Below are 14,282 nucleotides of genomic sequence, written 5' to 3'. Positions count from 1 at the left end.
GGCCTTCGCCCAGCTCGGAGAGTTCATCGCGTACAAGGCACGCCGCGCAGGCGTGCCCGTGGTTCACGTCGATGCCGCCTACACCTCGCAGACGTGCTGCGAGTGCGGGCACGTCGACAAGAAGAACCGGGTCGACCAGGACCTCTTCATCTGCCGGAAATGCGGGGTCGTTGCCCACGCGGACCGGAATGCTTCCCACAACATCGCCCAACGTGGCACCGTGGTGTGGAATGCGGGGCGTGAGTCACGCGTCCCTGCCACCCCGTAAGGGGTGTCTGGACGGAGGAGTCCACTCGGCAGCCAGCTGGGCACTACCTCCAAGCCCGGTCCTTCAGGACCGGGTCAAGTTGACCGGTAGGTCGAGTTGAGAGATGGGCTGCGACTCCAGCTCCCAGGGCTGGCCCTGCTCCATCCAGCACACTCTCGCGTTGTCCGCCATGTACCGCAGGGCTATGCCGACGTAGAGCAGGCGCCCGGCGTCTAAGTCCGGATGGGGCGCCTGCTCGAGCGGTAGGTTCCACGAAGCCTCCAGGCATGCCGCGGCTGACAGCCGCAGGCTACTGATTGCCACCGGCACAACATCCTTGGCCTGCATAGCTGCGTGGGCCATCAGCTTGGGAAGCTCGGGTGCTCTGGTACTGGTTGCCTCGCTGACCTGCGGCTGGGGAGTGTCGGAGGCTTCGTCGACTGCCGGCTCAGGCGGCCGGGACGCCCTTACAGGGCCAGTCGTCGTGCCAGTTCCTCCGGGAGGACGTCGCGGTTCGCCGGGGTGATGGACACGACGTCGATGTCGCGGCGGCCCTTGAGGGCGTCGGTGAACGGGTCGCGGTGCACATGGACGGTGGCCACGACGTCGACATCCGCCTGGAAGAGGGACCCGACCATGTCCCGGAGCGCGGCACAGGCCAGTTCCATCCGCCCCAGCTCGTCGATGAGGACGAGCGGCCAGGGCGCCGGACCCGTCGCCGCCGGCCTCAGCTCCGGCAGCGCCAGCCGTTCCATGACGCCCAAATCGACGCCGTACCGCCCGACCCGCTGTCGCACCTGGACGTTCTGGAGTCCGAGGCGGTGCACATCTTGCGTTTCGACATACGTGGTGCCCGCCGCGTCATGGCGCATGCGCACCGCCTCGGGGGCCCTGGGAAGTCGACGTGGGCGAGCACGTCGCGGCGGCCCGTCAGTGTCTCCAGTGCGAAGCCGACGCGTGTGCCGCCGTGCCGGATCTCCTCCGTGGTGAAGCCGACGACCTCACGGGTGCGCACCAGCGTGGCCAGGCGGCGGATGGCCGTCGTCTTGCCCACGCCGGGGCGTCCTTCGAGCAGGATCCTTGTGGGTATCTGGAGCTCCGAGCCGGGGTCGCTGTGGTCCTCGCCGGTCGGCGGGCTTCCTCGGGAGCCTTCGGCCGACCGTGCCGACGTCCCGGAGACCTTCTACCACGTTCCCGGCGCTGCACGGCCTCGCCCGACGCGCCGCCGCGACGGACCCGGCCTCGTGCTCCGAGGACGACATCTGCACGATCTTCGCCGTACATTGAAGCCCCGCACCGTCCACCGGCGACCTCAGCCGGCACCGTCCAAGGTGAGCTGTGCGCGGTGGAAGTGGAAATGCTGCGTCGGGAAGCGGTAGCTGTCCGCGACCGTCAATAGGAGTGCCGCCACTCGTGCAGGTCCCAGTCGATCCCGGGGCCGCGTTCGTCCGCTGGACGGTGTCCGACAGGGGAGGCCACTTCGCCGCGGTGGAGGAGCCCGACCTGCTCACCGGCGACTTCCGTGCCTTCTTCAGGATGCGGCGCGACACGCCCCGCTCCTGTCGTACCTTCGGGTCAGTACGGCATCGCGAGGTCGCCGGGGCGTACCCGGACCGTCACCGGGAGCGTGGCATCCACTTCGCCGTCGGCACCGTACGGGACGGGACGCGAGGCCTCGATGCGCAGTTCCCGGCCGCGCAGGACCCGGACCTCGGGGCGGTGCACATGAGCGCCGGTCTTGAGGTCGTTCATGATGCTGAAGAAGAGGTGGCGGGGTGCCTCGCGGAGCATCACGATGTCGAGCAGGCCGTCGTCGACCCGGGCGTCGGGGGCGATGAGGCGGCTGGACCCGTAGTAGGGGGAGTTGGCGGCGACGACCGTGTAGCCGCGGTGTGTGTGCTCCTCGCCGTCAAGGGTGATGCGGTAGTCCGCCGGGCGCCAGGAGGTCACCGCGCGCAGGCCGCCCGCGTAGTAGGAAGCGGAACCGCGCAGCAGGCGGGCGTCGTTGGCGTGCCGGTTGGCCAGGGCGTCGACGCCTGCGTAGACGCTGCCCAGGACGACCGTGCGCTGGTGGACGGCCGATTCCACCTCGATGGTGTCGACGCGTCGGGGTTCGGCGTGCAGCAGGATGCGGGCGAGTGCCTCGGGGTCGTGCGGCAGATTCAGCGCACGCGCGAAGTCGTTGCCGCGTCCGGCGGGAACCAGGCCGAGGAGGGTGTCGGTGCCGCTGAGCGCGCCGCCTATGCCGCCCGCGATGCCGTCGCCGCCGACCGCCAGCACCACGCGGCCACGTTCCCCGGCCCTGCGGGCGAGTTCCTGGGCGTGGGCGAGGCTCTGGCTGTACTCGGTGTCCAGCGTGGCGCCGGCCTCACGCAGCAGCCGGGCCACGTGGAGCAGTGTCGCCGCCCGGTCGAGCCGCCCGCGGTCGGGTTGACGACGGCGGTGAACTGTCGCATCGGTGTGCCTCCGGGGCGGTGACGGGTGGGGCGGATGGAAGAAATCAGCGGGAACCTGGCGGGGTGGGACAGCCGGCGGGCTACTGCTGCTCGGTGGGCAGCAGGACTCCGGGGTTGAGCAGACCGTCGGGGTCGAGCCGGTGCTTTACGGCGCGCAGTGCCTCGATGCCGAGCGGTCCGGCCTCGCGGACGTACCAGTCCCGGTCCCGCCTCTGGTGATGTGCCACATCTCCCACGTCTACGAGAACGGCGCCTCGCTGTACTTCACCGTCGTCAGCGCCCAGGGCGAGGACCCGGTGGCACATTGGACGCCCGCCAAGCACGCGGCCAACGAAGCCATACTCGCCGCCGGCGGCACCATCTCCCACCACCACGGAGTCGGCCTTACGCGGGTGCTGCCGCGCCTGGAGCGCGTCCGGCCGATCATGCGTGACGACAACCGGGTCCGCGCGCTCGTCCAGGGTCTGGCCGTGTCGCGGAGCGGCCGGACATAGTCGCGCAGGGTGCTGTAGCTGCAGTGGGCCCCGCGTAACCGTCGTCGACACCCAGCAGGCGGGCCGGCTCGTCGCCGAGGACGGCCACCTGGCGGTGCCGCGCGATGTCACCGGCGTCCGCCGCTGGCATCCGTGACGCCCGGTTCAGAAATCCAGGTCCAGGTAGTCGATGTCGTTAATGGCGACGTCCGAGAGTCCCATAGCGCGTCCACCGCCGTCCTGTGCGCGGCCTCGACGACACCAAGAGCGGCTTGCGCATCACCCTCATCGGGATGTGTCGATATGCGGATGAAAGGGACTCTGCCTCGCCTCCGGCAATTCGCCGTGCGAATCGACGAAAGGCGCCGCACGGGAGTTCCCGTGCGGCGCCCCCCATGGTGGGCAGGTCGCGTTACTTCAGCGCATACGCCCGGGTGACGGTCTGGACCGTGCGGTTGCCCGCCTCGTCCCAGACCTCGGCCTTGATGCTGACGTATCCGTTCGAGCCGGACAGTTTCGCGTTGGTGAACCGGACCTTGAAGGAATTCTCGTCGGTCCGGTCGACATCGGCGCTCTTCCAGGTGGCTCCGTCGTCGTAGCTGACGGAGAACTTCGCCCCGGCCATCCGGCTGTCGCCGGTGAAGCCATTGGCGCGGGAGGCGTCCACGGTGATCGTGGAGTGGCTGCCCGCTGCCACCTGGTTGAGCAGGGAGGTCTTCATCCCGTAGTGGAGCTGGATGACGGGCAGCCTCTCGGAGGCGGTCGACTTCGGTGCCGTGGAGGTGAAGCCGTACTCGGTGACGACCTTGCCGCCGAGCTTCACTGTGCTGTCGGTATGGGTGTCGGTGGAGACAAAGGTGTAGTCGGCCTGCTCCGGCACGAAGATCCTGGAGGTGTCGGTGATCTGATCGCCGTTGCGGTAGTACGCCCAGGTCCGGCGCACACCGTAGCGCGTCCAGTGTGTCGGGTCGCTGTCACCGCCGAGACTCGGAGAGAAGGTGGTGCCCACGTTGGAACGGCAGAACGAGCAGGAGGAGCTGGGAGCGACGGACGGATGCTGCACGGGCGCCCACCAGTGCGCGGCGACCGAGGTCCCGGGCCGGTAGCTGCGCGCCGACTCGAGCATGTCCACTGGTCCGTAGCGGGAGGATGAAACCGTGGTCTGGTATGCGACGTCCGGACGGGCCAGCATGTAGTCGTCGCGTTCAGTGCCCAGCTGGAGAGTCCGCTGTACCCGGAAGGAGGTAAAGGGGCCCGGACCCCAGGAGTCCACGCGGTAACTGGTCGTCTGTTCGGTACCGTTGCTGTGGAACGAGCTGCGGACCTTGGCGTAGTCGTCCTTCGTGCTCGGGGTCGACAGGTTCGCCGGGATACCGGTGTTCCAGTCGTACTGGCCCGTGTACTGGTAGCGCGACTCCTTGATGCTCCGGACGTCGATCGTGGTCCGGCCGGCCGCGACATCGGCGGTGAGCCTCACGCCTTCTTCATAGTTGACGGCGAAGTACGGCACGTTCACTCCGTCGACGTTCACCCTGAGGGTCTCGTCGGCGGTGGGGGCGAGGACGATCGCGGCGGCGCCGGCCGCCTCCACGCGCTGGATCACCGCGTTGTTGTAGGCGAGCTTCTCCAGGTGCAGAAGGGCCGCCCTGCCCCTGAGGTCGAGTCCCGCCAGGTCCTCCTCGGTTCCGGCACCGACGTCCACGACGTCATAGCGGCGGTTGCCGTCGAACCGCTTGATGTAGTCGGTGGTGATGGGCGTCAGTGCATACGAGTCCGGCCGGGTCACCGAGGCCCGGATCAGCGGCTCGTGGCGTGACTGGTAGAACGAGGCCCACAGCTTGCCGTCCCCCTTCTTCGGTGCCTCGGCCGGGATGGCGCCCACGTGCTGCTCGCTGTGGACCACGTCCATCAGGCCGGTGGTCTGCATCAAGCTCCCGTTCTCCCTCACGCGGGCGAGGGTGTACGAGTAGTCCGTGGTCTCCAAGGGCCGCTTCTCGTCGCGCACGTCCAGCTTGAAGTCGGTGGCTTTGGTGCCGTCGACGGTCAGCTCGGCGTCACGGGAGGTGAGGTCGATCGTCGGAAGAGCGTAGAGATCGAGGGCGTAGGCCGCCGTGGAGTCCCTGCTGACCTGGGTGGCCACCCGACCCATCATGCTGTAGCGGTCGGCGGGCAGGCGCAGTTCGAGATCCGCTGTGTAGCCGTACCCCCTCTTGAAGGTGTCAGTGCTCGTCCCCGTGAGGGTGTAGGTGAAATTGCTCGGCATCTGGCCGTTGCGGTCCTTGAAGTGGACGGTGAGCTTGTGCTTTTCGCGCTCCTTGTCCAGGCCGATGGCGGTGTGCGCGGTGGCGCCCGAGGAGCTGGTCAGGGTGAGGGTGCCGCTGGTCGGACCGGTCGCGACGAGGTTCGGGTCGAGGGTGACGGTGATCTCGGCGCTGGCGCCCGCAGCCACCTGGACCGGTCCCGGGACGGTGACCGCGCCCTGCGGGATGTTCCCGCTGACCGCGGGGGTCACGGTGGTGGCGCTGTCCGTGCTGTTGGTGACGGTGACGGTACGGGTCTGCTTGTCGTACGTTCCCGGATGCCACATGACCAGCCCGAAGTCGGCCATGCCGGACAGTTCCAGCGCCGGGTCGAGCGCGGCGGGGACATCCACCCGGCCGTTGCCCTGCTGGTAGACGGAAGAGGCGCTGCTGGGCTTGGCGTGCGTCATGAGTGCTGCCTTCATGCGCTGGCCGGTCCAGTCCGGGTGGCGCTGGGCCAGCAGGGCGGCGGCGCCCGCGACATGCGGAGTCGCCATCGACGTGCCGTCGGCCGAGGTGTAGTTCGCGTCGACGGGCGTGCCCATGGAGGTGCCGGAGGCGCGGGCCGCGACGATGCCGACACCGGGCGCGGTGATCTCGGGCTTGATCGCGCTGTCGCCGACGCGCGGGCCACGGCTGGAGAATCCGGCGAGCACATCGGACTTGTCGACCGCGCCCACGGTGAGCGCCGAGTCGGCCGTGCCAGGGCTGCCGATGGTGGACGCGCCGGAGCCGTTGTTGCCGGCCGCGACGACGAACAGGGTGTGGGTGGTCGCCGACAGCCGGTCCACCACCTGCGTCATCGGGTCACTGGGGGAGCTCGCGGAGCCGCTGAGGCTCATGCTCACCACGTCGGCGCCCTGGGCCGCGGCCCACTCCATGCCGTCAATGATCCACGAGTTCAGGCCGCCGCCGCCGTCGTTGAGCACCTTGCCCACCAGGAGGTCGGCGCCGGGGGCCACGCCCTTGTACTTGCCGCCCGAGTTGGCGCCGCTGCCCGCGATGGTGGAGGCGACATGGGTGCCGTGGCCCTTCCGGTCCTGAACCGTGGCGGCGCCCGGCACAAAGCTCCGCGTGGCTGTCAGCCGGTCCTTGACGTCGGCGTTGCCCAGGTCCACGCCGGTGTCGAGGACGGCGACCTTGACGCCCTTGCCGTCCACGCCCTTCGCCCAGGCCTCGGGGGCGCCGATCTGCGGCACGCTCTTGTCGAGGGACGCCTGGACCTTCCCGTCGTACCAGAGACGGGAGACCTTCGACGCGTTCGGGGCGGTGACCGTCCTGCCGTGCCGGGACGGCTCGGAGGCCGGCTTGACGGACCGCCAGAAACGGTCGGCGCCCTTCTTGTCGACCTTCACGCCCGCCATGTCGACGCTCTCCAGCAGCGCACCGCGGTCGGCAGCGGCTAACTTGTCGACACGCGCCTTGAGCGTGGCGTCCGACGGCTTGTCCGCATAGCCGACGATCACCGGCAGGCTGTCGCTGCGGGAGTCGGCGTAGCCGTCCCTGATGAGCCGGGTGACATTGAACAGCTCGCGGTCGACGGCGTTGGAGGCGATGGCGTCCAACGCGCCCTCGGGGAGCACATACATGTCCCCGTTCGGACCGGACATCGTCTGGAAGCCCGTGCTCTTGCTCGCGCCTTCGGCGCCGAAGTGCACCGACTGCCTGCCCTGTGCGTCCTTGACGACCTCGATGGTGTCGCCGGTGACCAGGGTGACCCGGGTCGTGACGGCCCGGTCGGCAGAGGCCGCGGGCGACACCAGGCCTGTGTTCTGCTCCGAAGCCCCGGCGGCACCTGCCAGGCCGGGCAGCGCGGCGACGGCGGCCAGCACCACGCCGGTCGCCGCAAGTCGTCTGTACCGGGTTGCTCTTGGGTTGTCCACGTGCTCCCCTTAGCTCCTTTTGCGGGCCGGAGTCCGACGTGTCTGTTGCCCTTGTGAGGCGTGAGTAACGGTCGGCTGTGCCGGGCCAGAGTCCAGGAAGATCACTTGCCGGGGAAAGACGTCGGCACTGTCGGAATCCGGCATGGCAGGAACCTGATAGAACGCCAGATGTCCACGCATTCTTGCGAAGGCTGGACGTGACCGTCTCTCACCAAATGAGACGTCACTCCGGGCAGGCGGATCAGCCGTCTCGATGCGGCGGCGACGCTCTCGGCGAGACGCTTTGGGCTGCCGGTGAGGTTGCCGCCGACTGAAAGCCTGTCGGGTGGCTGATGTACGCGCGCGCCGCAGCGGCGGCGATCCGGGCGCGGGTCGCCGCCGTGGTCGACGTCGCACTGGCGGCCGTCGACGTCGCCGCGGCGGTGTTCGTGATGAACGGCGGCGGCTGGTTCCACCGCCGGCACTTGCTCACCGAAGCCCGTCTTGCTCTCGTCTTGCGCGGCCGTCGCCGCGAGCCGGGCCTGGACGACGCGATCGTGGACGCCGTGCTCGCCACGTACTGCCTGGACATCGGCGAGCCGAAGACGCTGCGCGGCCGGATGCCGGTGGCCGTGGACAGGTGCAGGCTGGACTGGTAGACAACCGTCTCAGTGGCCCTGGCGGGGCTGGTTTTGTTTGACATGCACTATCAACTGCCGCCGGGGGCACGGACGTTACGGCCTGAACCCGTTCGCCCCGACAAAACAAGGCGGCCGTCTCCCTCGACCAGACCCCGCGCCGGATCGTCGCCGCCGAGTACGCAGCATTCAGGGCAGTGTCACGCTGGAAAGCGGGCTCATCAGGATGCGGTACTTCCAGCGAGAGGCGGCAGTCATTCCCCGGCCTGGATCTGCGCGAGGTGCGTGTGCAGGGCCCCGGCGCAGGCCGCCGGGGGCAGCAGGTCCGGGTGGAGTACGGAGTTCAGGCATAGGCCGTCGACCAGGGCCCACAGGCGCAGGGACTCGGTGTCCGCGTCGAGTTCCGGCGCGAGGTCGCCGGAGTCGGCGAGGCGGAGCACGATGCGTGCGATGAGGTCCCGCGTGCCCTGGGCGGCCTCCCGGGCCAGGTCCCGCAGGGCGGGATCGGTCCTTGCGGCCGTCATGAACTCGACGAAGACGGTGACCTCGGCCCGGCGCTTGTCGTCGAGTGGCAGCAGTTCCTCCAGGAGGTCCTGCACGATGGCTCGGCGCTCGGACCTGCTCGCCCCCGCGAGGTCGGGTGCCGCCTTGATGCGGCCGGTCAGGCGGGCCGACACCCGGTCGAGCATCGAGCGCATCGCGAACAGCATCAGCTCCTGGTGGCCGGCGAAGTAGTGCCGTACGGAGCCGATGTTGAGGCCTGCCTCGTCGGCGACGTTACGGAGGGAGGCCTGGGCCAGGCCGTCCCGGATGGCCACGCGGAAGACGGCGTCGACGACTTCGAGACGGCGGGCGGCGGGGTCCACGAGCTTCGGCATACCTCTTTTTATCACGGTCGTGATACATTGGGTTTTATCTCGACCGTGACATAAAAACGTGCGCCACCCGGCCCGGCGCACGCGCGCCGTACGCACGCAAGGAGTTCTGCCATGGAGACAGCCCTCACCTACCTGCTGATCCGCTTCGCCGTGATCGCGGGCGGACTGGTGATCCTCGCCCTCGTCGTGTTCGCCGTCGCGCTCGCGCTCAAGCGCCGGGGCAAGTTCGACGACGCCAAGCGCCGGGTCGCCCCTCTCGTCCGCGAAGGGGTGCGTCTTTGGGCGCAACGGGCCGAACGAAAGGGGGAGTTGCGCCGATGATCCCCCTCGCCGGGGGCGACGGTGACGCCCTCCTCCACCATTTGCTCGTCGACTATCTGATCAAGGCGGCCATCGTCGTGGCGGCCCTGCTGGTGCTCGGCACGGGGATGGTGATCATCTGGCGTCGGGCCGGGAGGCGCTGAGTAGTCACCCCGGGCTCACCCTGTCGAAAACACCCCGGGCGTCGGAGTGCGCTCACAGCGTGGTGGTGAACTTCCCGTCTGACAGCTTGCGCAGCCAGTCCCGCTCGGCCAGCTGCTGCAACAGACCGCCCTCGCCGGTCAGTTGCAGTCCCTGGCTCCGGGCCCGGTCAACCAGCATCGCGACGAGCTGCTCGTCCGACGCGACCGACGGCATCGCACCACCGGCCGGCTCCTCCACGGACTCATGCGCAATCGTCACCGTCGGTCCGGTTTTTCCTGTGCCGCGGGAGGCGGTGCGCCGCGACCGGTCGGCCGCGGATGAGGTGGTCGGACAGGATCGTGGCGGCCGCCGCCGGGTCCACGTGCCCGTACCAGACGTCGTCGGGCTGCACGCTGACCACAGGCGCATGGTTGCACGGGAACTGGCACCCCGTTTGCGTCACGAGGACATCGTCGTCGCCCAGCCCGTGCTCCGCCAGCTGCCGCACGAGCGTGGCCACGCTCTCGTCCGCGCCCTTGGCTGTACAGCGCGGCCCGCGGCACACCAGGACCTGGTGCCGGTGGCTGGGGACCTCGTTCCAGGCCGCAGAGATCAGGCCGGGCTCCTCGCCGGTGATCGGCTTGACGGACGCCGTGGCCACGGCCACGGCGTCCGCGCCGTCGGCGAGCCGGGTGGCGACGAGCAGGCCGGGGCGGTGGCCGACGCGCTCCCGCCACCAGTACGCCGCGATCCGCCGCAGCCATGAGTGGCCCGGACCCGAGGCTCCCAGGCGGACCCCGATCAGGACGACGGTCTCCGTCCCCGCGTCGGCCAGCCTGGTCGGCTCGGCCGACAGGGACGGGTCGCCCTGCTGCAGGAACGCCGTCGTGGCGCCCAACGGCGCGGCCAGCCTGGTCAGCTCGGCCCGACGGTCGGCCTCCGTGAGGGACATGCCGACCAGGACCGTGGCACGGTCCGCGACGGGCGCTGAGGGGGCGCCCGTACGGTCACGGCTCATGACGCGGTCCCGTCGGGGAGTAGCCCGTTCCACCGGATGTGCGGCCTGTCGTGCCGGGGGTGCCGCTCCACGGTCGCGTCGACGCGGTAGACGCGGCCGATCGTGGCCGAGGTGAGCACCTCGCGCGCGGGCCCGTGGGCGACCAGGCGGCCGTCGAGCAGCACGGCGATTTCGTCGCAGTACGCGGCGGCGAGTTCGAGGTCGTGCAGGGCCGCGACGGTGGTGATGCCGAGCCCGCGCACGGTTTCCAGGAAGCCGATCTGGTGGCGCAGGTCCAGGTGGTTGGTGGGCTCGTCCAGCAGGAGCACCCTGGGTTCCTGCACCAGGGCCCGCGCGAGCTGGACCCGCTGGCGCTCCCCGCCGGACAGAGACGACCAGGTCCTGTCGAGCAGCCCGCCGACATCGGCAGCGGTGACGGCGTCGGCGATCACGGACCGCTCGCGGGCGGCGGCGGAGCCCGCCGGAACGGGCCACCGGCCGCGGTGCGGCGTGCGCCCCAGCTCGACGACCTGACGGGCCGTCAGCGGCAGTGCGGTGTCGGCCTGTTGTTCCATGAACGCCACCCGCCGCGCCCGCTGGCGGGCCGTGAGGGCGTACAGATCGCCGCCGTCGAGGAGGACCCGGCCCGTCTGCGGTCGACGCAGTCCGGCGAGAGCCCGCAGCAGCGTCGTCTTGCCGGCACCGTTCGGCCCGAGCAGGCCCGTCGTCTTGCCAGGGGCGAAGCCGAGCGTCACACCGGTCAGCAACGTGACGGCGTCGACACGAACGCCGATGTCTTCGGCCCGCAGCGCCACCGGGTCCGCGGTGGTCATGGCCGACTCCCTGCGGTGGACCCGTTGCGTGCCTGGCGCCACAGCAGCCACGCGAAGAACGGGGCGCCGAGTCCGGCGGTGACGATGCCGACCGGGATCTCCTGGTCGGTGAGCACCGAGCGCGCCACGATGTCACTGCCCACCAGCAGCGACGCGCCGAGCAGTGCCGACATGGGCAGCAGGAGGGCGTGGCGCGGGCCGCAGACCAGACGGACGACGTGCGGCACGACCAGGCCGACGAATCCGATGACGCCGGTGTGGGCGACCAGGCACGCGGTCACCAGTGCGGCCGTGGCGACCAGGGCCCAGCGGACGCGTTCGACGTGGACGCCGAAGGAGCGGGCCGCGGTCTCGCCGAACGCGAACGCGTCCAGGTCGCGGGCGGCCGCGACCATGACCACTGTGCCGACGACGGCCACCGCGGTCAGGAAGAGCGCCGTGTGCCACCGCACGCCGGCCACCGAGCCCAGCGTCCACTCCATGACGCCGCGGGCGGCGTTGCGGTCGCCGAGGACGAGCACGACGAACGAGGTGTACGCGGCGCACATCTGTCCCACCGCGATGCCTGCCAGCACGGTCCGCGTGGCCGGCAGGGACCAGGTGCGCGCGCCGGCCAGGGCCAGCACCACGACGACGGCGAGCAGTGCGCCGATGAAGGCAGCCGCCGAGAGCGCGCCGGTGGCCGCAGCGCCGGTGGCTCCGACGCCGAGGACGATCACGGTGACCGCGCCGACCGCGGCTCCGTCGGAGATCCCGAGCAGGTAGGGGTCGGCCAGGTCGTTCCCCGTCAGGGTCTGCAGCACCGCGCCGCAGACCGCGAGTCCCGCGCCTGTTGCTGCGGCTCCCAGGACCCGGGGCAGCCGCAGCTGCCAGACGATCTGGTCGTCCAGCAGCGTCACGTGGGAGCTGCTCAGGCCGAGTCGGCGCAGGACGACGCCCGCCACGACGTGCGGCGGCTCGTGGACGGATCCCACGGCGAGGCCGACCAGGACGGTGGCCAGCAGCAGGACTGCGGCGACGGCCAGGGCCACCGCCGCACGACTCGGGCCTGCCGGACGTGCGGCGGCGCGGTCTGCCGCAGTCATGAACGCGGGTGCAGCTTGCTCAGGCCGGCTGAGACCCGGGCGGCGCCGTCGGCGAGCAGCACGCCGGGCGTCGACTCGGAGAACGGCACGACCACGAAGGCACGGTGCCGGACAGCGGTGAGCTTGCTCAGCACAGGGTCGTGCTCCAGGTAGTCGATCTTGGATTGTGCGGAGTCCCAACTGGCGTCCGCGAGCACGATGGCGTCCGGATCCGCGGCGGCCACCTGCTCCCAACTCGCGTTCTGCCAGCCGCCGGGCAGGGTGCGGAAGATGTTGTGGGCGCCGACGGCGTCGAGCAGGAGCTGGGGGCCGCCGTGGCCGGCGCCGACGTAAGGGGTCTTGGTACCCGAGTCGTACCAGAACACCTTCAGACCCTTGCCCGCCGCCTTGTCCGCGAGCGCGGAAAGCTCCTGCTTCTGCTCCTTCTGGATGGCGGCCGCCCGCGGCGCGACACCGAAGACCTTCGCGATGTCGGCCAGTTCGTCCCACACCGCCTGGAAGGACGGCGACGGCACCTGCTTGCTGTCGGCGCAGCCGAACCGCGACAGGTACGACGCGATGCCCTCGGAGTTCAGATCCGCCCGCGTGCCCGCCACCTTGGCGGTGAACGCGCTGGAGTAGGAGGCGTAGAGGAAATCCGGATGCGCCGCCAGGAGCTTCTCCTTGGCCGGGTACTCCTTGGCAAGCACCGGGACGGTGTCGTAGGCCGCCTTCCACTTCGCCGGGACCGTGTCGTCGAGGTAGGCCGTTCCGGCCATCCGGGACTGCAGACCGAGGGCCAAGGCCACTTCGGTGGCGCCCTGGTTGAGGGTGACCAGCCGGCTGGGCGGTGCCGCGACGGTCGTGGTGACGCCGCAGCTGCTCACGCTCACCGGCGCGGGCCGGCCGCTCCCGGCCGTCGCGGCGGACTTGTCGGCCGCGGGTGCGCCCGTGCAGGCGCTGAGCGCACCGACGAGCAGGAGTGCCGCGGCGGCGAGGCCGGAGCGCACGGAACGCGCGGGAGGTATGGACTGTCGAGATCGAAACGGACGCAGGGGACCGCAGGGCACGTGTTCTCCAAAACCCTCGTGGAACATGTCGCGCCGTGGCCGGTCTCCTGGCTTCTGCATCGACATTCCGCGGTCGGCCTTCCCGGACGGCTCGTTCCCGATCCATCCAGTGACCCTGACCGCTCCGGGAGCCGGTCAGCGAGGGCCGCGGGACTCCGCAGCTACAGTGGCGAGGGCCGCACCGGCTTCCGACCGGTTTCCCGTGCACCACGGCGGCCACACGGTATCAAATCGCTGGTAGCACGGCCGGGGGAGCTACGACGACGACCGGGCAGGCCCGGCGTCGGCCGGCACATGGTGGGAGCAGGCTGGTTCGGTGAGGTGACCAGCGGGTTGAGGAACACCACGCGTTCGTGGGCGGGCAGCGGGTGCACGGTGGTCGGGTCTGGGGACAAGGTCGGGGTGCTTTGCGTGGTTGCGGGTTGTCGCACACGGTCTTGGGGGGCGTTGCCGGGCCAGGGCCGGATCACCCTGGTGTGGTGGGGCTTCGGGTGTTCTTGGGGCTGGGCGGGGTGCCCCACTCGATGAACTGGGCGATCACGCCGCTGGGGTCGGTGACGTGGAAGTAGCGTTCGCCCAAGGGGCCTCGGCAGCGGCATGGTGATGCCGACGCCCTCGGCGCGCAGCCGCTTCTCCTGGCTAAGAGCGCCCGGCAGTAGGCGCGCTGGGTGGCCGATACGGCGCCCCGGAGACAGAGCAGGCACGAGCCCACGTGATCATGGAGTTGTCTACGCTCAGTGATCACCGGAGGGCTCGTGCCTGTCCTGCCATCATGCCTGCTCGAACCCCTGTGGGACCAGTTCGCGGCGCTGCTGCCTGAGCACGTCGACACGCACCCGCTCGGCTGCCACAACCCGCGCATCCCGGACCGGGTCGTCTTCGATCACGTCATCGCCGCCCTGGTGCACGGGTCCGGCTAATACGATCGGGGCCCCTCCGTCCCGCCTGCGGATGGTCAGCCGCCGCATTTCGGCAGTGATGCCGCCGTGCAGCGCCGGTCCTCGCGGGACTCACCGCGAG

At 70.2% G+C, this 14,282-nt stretch carries 13 protein-coding genes, 5 pseudogenes and 1 riboswitch; of the genes and pseudogenes, 6 read left to right on the top strand and 12 right to left on the bottom strand.

Features of this window, described 5'->3' with window-relative positions; all coding sequences use genetic code 11:
- The coding region (locus ACWDEX_RS36580) for a zinc ribbon domain-containing protein (RefSeq protein ID WP_450468912.1) at positions 1 to 268 on the top strand (268 nt) is incomplete at its 5' end.
- 63 nt (positions 269 to 331) lie between these two features.
- On the opposite strand, the gene ACWDEX_RS36575 is transcribed toward ACWDEX_RS36580, so the two are convergent.
- The 4 genes and pseudogenes from ACWDEX_RS36575 to ACWDEX_RS36560 form a co-directional block, all read right to left on the bottom strand.
- Complete coding sequence (locus tag ACWDEX_RS36575; protein ID WP_450468910.1) at positions 332 to 571, bottom strand: hypothetical protein; 240 nt, start codon at positions 569 to 571, stop codon at positions 332 to 334.
- 143 nt (positions 572 to 714) lie between these two features.
- Positions 715 to 1,119, bottom strand: a complete 405-nt coding sequence (locus tag ACWDEX_RS36570; RefSeq protein ID WP_450468908.1) for a nucleoside-triphosphatase — start codon at positions 1,117 to 1,119, stop codon at positions 715 to 717.
- A 703-nt stretch (positions 1,120 to 1,822) separates the two neighbouring features.
- Positions 1,823 to 2,703: pseudogene (locus ACWDEX_RS36565) on the bottom strand (YegS/Rv2252/BmrU family lipid kinase).
- 80 nt (positions 2,704 to 2,783) lie between these two features.
- Positions 2,784 to 2,909, bottom strand: a pseudogene (locus ACWDEX_RS36560) (FAD-linked oxidase C-terminal domain-containing protein); the annotation flags it as partial.
- Between ACWDEX_RS36560 and ACWDEX_RS36555 the strand changes: the two are divergent.
- Positions 2,910 to 3,086, top strand: a pseudogene (locus tag ACWDEX_RS36555) (FAD-linked oxidase C-terminal domain-containing protein); the annotation flags it as partial. It lies immediately after the preceding pseudogene.
- A 255-nt stretch (positions 3,087 to 3,341) separates the two neighbouring features.
- Here the strand turns inward: ACWDEX_RS36555 and ACWDEX_RS36550 are convergent.
- Together ACWDEX_RS36550 and ACWDEX_RS36545 are read right to left on the bottom strand one after the other, a co-directional pair.
- A pseudogene (locus ACWDEX_RS36550) lies at positions 3,342 to 3,419 on the bottom strand (telomere-protecting terminal protein Tpg); the annotation flags it as partial.
- A gap of 169 nt (positions 3,420 to 3,588) precedes the next feature.
- Positions 3,589 to 7,359 (bottom strand): S8 family serine peptidase, encoded by a 3,771-nt coding sequence (locus ACWDEX_RS36545; protein ID WP_450468906.1) that lies wholly within the window; start codon positions 7,357 to 7,359, stop codon positions 3,589 to 3,591.
- Positions 7,360 to 7,691: 332 nt separating this feature from the next.
- On the opposite strand from ACWDEX_RS36545, the gene ACWDEX_RS36540 reads away from it, so the two are divergent.
- Positions 7,692 to 7,997 carry a hypothetical protein gene (locus ACWDEX_RS36540; protein ID WP_450468904.1) on the top strand — a complete coding sequence of 102 codons (306 nt, stop codon included), beginning with the start codon at positions 7,692 to 7,694 and terminating at the stop codon, positions 7,995 to 7,997.
- A gap of 233 nt (positions 7,998 to 8,230) precedes the next feature.
- Here ACWDEX_RS36540 and ACWDEX_RS36535 read toward each other — a convergent pair whose 3' ends face one another.
- On the bottom strand, positions 8,231 to 8,854 hold the full coding sequence (locus ACWDEX_RS36535; protein ID WP_450468903.1) for a TetR/AcrR family transcriptional regulator: 624 nt from the start codon (positions 8,852 to 8,854) through the stop codon (positions 8,231 to 8,233).
- A gap of 111 nt (positions 8,855 to 8,965) precedes the next feature.
- On the opposite strand from ACWDEX_RS36535, the gene ACWDEX_RS36530 reads away from it, so the two are divergent.
- Both ACWDEX_RS36530 and ACWDEX_RS36525 read left to right on the top strand, forming a co-directional pair.
- Positions 8,966 to 9,175, top strand: coding sequence for a hypothetical protein (locus ACWDEX_RS36530; protein WP_450468901.1), 210 nt, complete (start codon positions 8,966 to 8,968; stop codon positions 9,173 to 9,175).
- Positions 9,172 to 9,318: a hypothetical protein gene (locus tag ACWDEX_RS36525; protein WP_450468899.1), complete on the top strand. Its 147-nt coding sequence runs from the start codon at positions 9,172 to 9,174 to the stop codon at positions 9,316 to 9,318. The genes ACWDEX_RS36530 and ACWDEX_RS36525 overlap by 4 nt, the downstream gene beginning before the upstream one ends.
- 52 nt (positions 9,319 to 9,370) lie before the next feature.
- Here the strand turns inward: ACWDEX_RS36525 and ACWDEX_RS36520 are convergent, their stop codons facing one another.
- Genes ACWDEX_RS36520 through ACWDEX_RS36500 form a run of 5 tightly spaced genes read right to left on the bottom strand, consistent with a single transcriptional unit; the run spans position 9,371 to position 13,202 of the window.
- Complete coding sequence (locus ACWDEX_RS36520) at positions 9,371 to 9,577, bottom strand: hypothetical protein (protein ID WP_450468898.1); 207 nt, start codon at positions 9,575 to 9,577, stop codon at positions 9,371 to 9,373.
- On the bottom strand, positions 9,561 to 10,316 hold the full coding sequence (locus ACWDEX_RS36515; RefSeq protein ID WP_450468896.1) for a (2Fe-2S) ferredoxin domain-containing protein: 756 nt from the start codon (positions 10,314 to 10,316) through the stop codon (positions 9,561 to 9,563). The genes ACWDEX_RS36520 and ACWDEX_RS36515 overlap by 17 nt, the downstream gene beginning before the upstream one ends.
- Positions 10,313 to 11,128, bottom strand: coding sequence for an ABC transporter ATP-binding protein (locus tag ACWDEX_RS36510; protein ID WP_450468895.1), 816 nt, complete (start codon positions 11,126 to 11,128; stop codon positions 10,313 to 10,315). The genes ACWDEX_RS36515 and ACWDEX_RS36510 overlap by 4 nt, the downstream gene beginning before the upstream one ends.
- Positions 11,125 to 12,213, bottom strand: a complete 1,089-nt coding sequence (locus ACWDEX_RS36505) for a FecCD family ABC transporter permease (protein WP_450468893.1) — start codon at positions 12,211 to 12,213, stop codon at positions 11,125 to 11,127. The genes ACWDEX_RS36510 and ACWDEX_RS36505 overlap by 4 nt, the downstream gene beginning before the upstream one ends.
- Positions 12,210 to 13,202 carry an ABC transporter substrate-binding protein gene (locus ACWDEX_RS36500; protein WP_450468891.1) on the bottom strand — a complete coding sequence of 331 codons (993 nt, stop codon included), beginning with the start codon at positions 13,200 to 13,202 and terminating at the stop codon, positions 12,210 to 12,212. Before ACWDEX_RS36500 ends, ACWDEX_RS36505 begins: the two co-directional genes overlap by 4 nt.
- An 80-nt stretch (positions 13,203 to 13,282) precedes the next feature.
- A riboswitch (cobalamin riboswitch) is annotated at positions 13,283 to 13,489 on the bottom strand.
- 528 nt (positions 13,490 to 14,017) lie between these two features.
- Here ACWDEX_RS36500 and ACWDEX_RS36495 point away from each other — a divergent pair.
- Positions 14,018 to 14,179, top strand: a pseudogene (locus ACWDEX_RS36495) (IS5/IS1182 family transposase); the annotation flags it as partial.
- Between the last annotated feature and the right edge of the window lie 103 nt (positions 14,180 to 14,282).

It is taken from the genome of Streptomyces sp. NPDC001020 (assembly GCF_053599115.1).
This window is presented reverse-complemented; position numbering and strand designations above follow the sequence as displayed.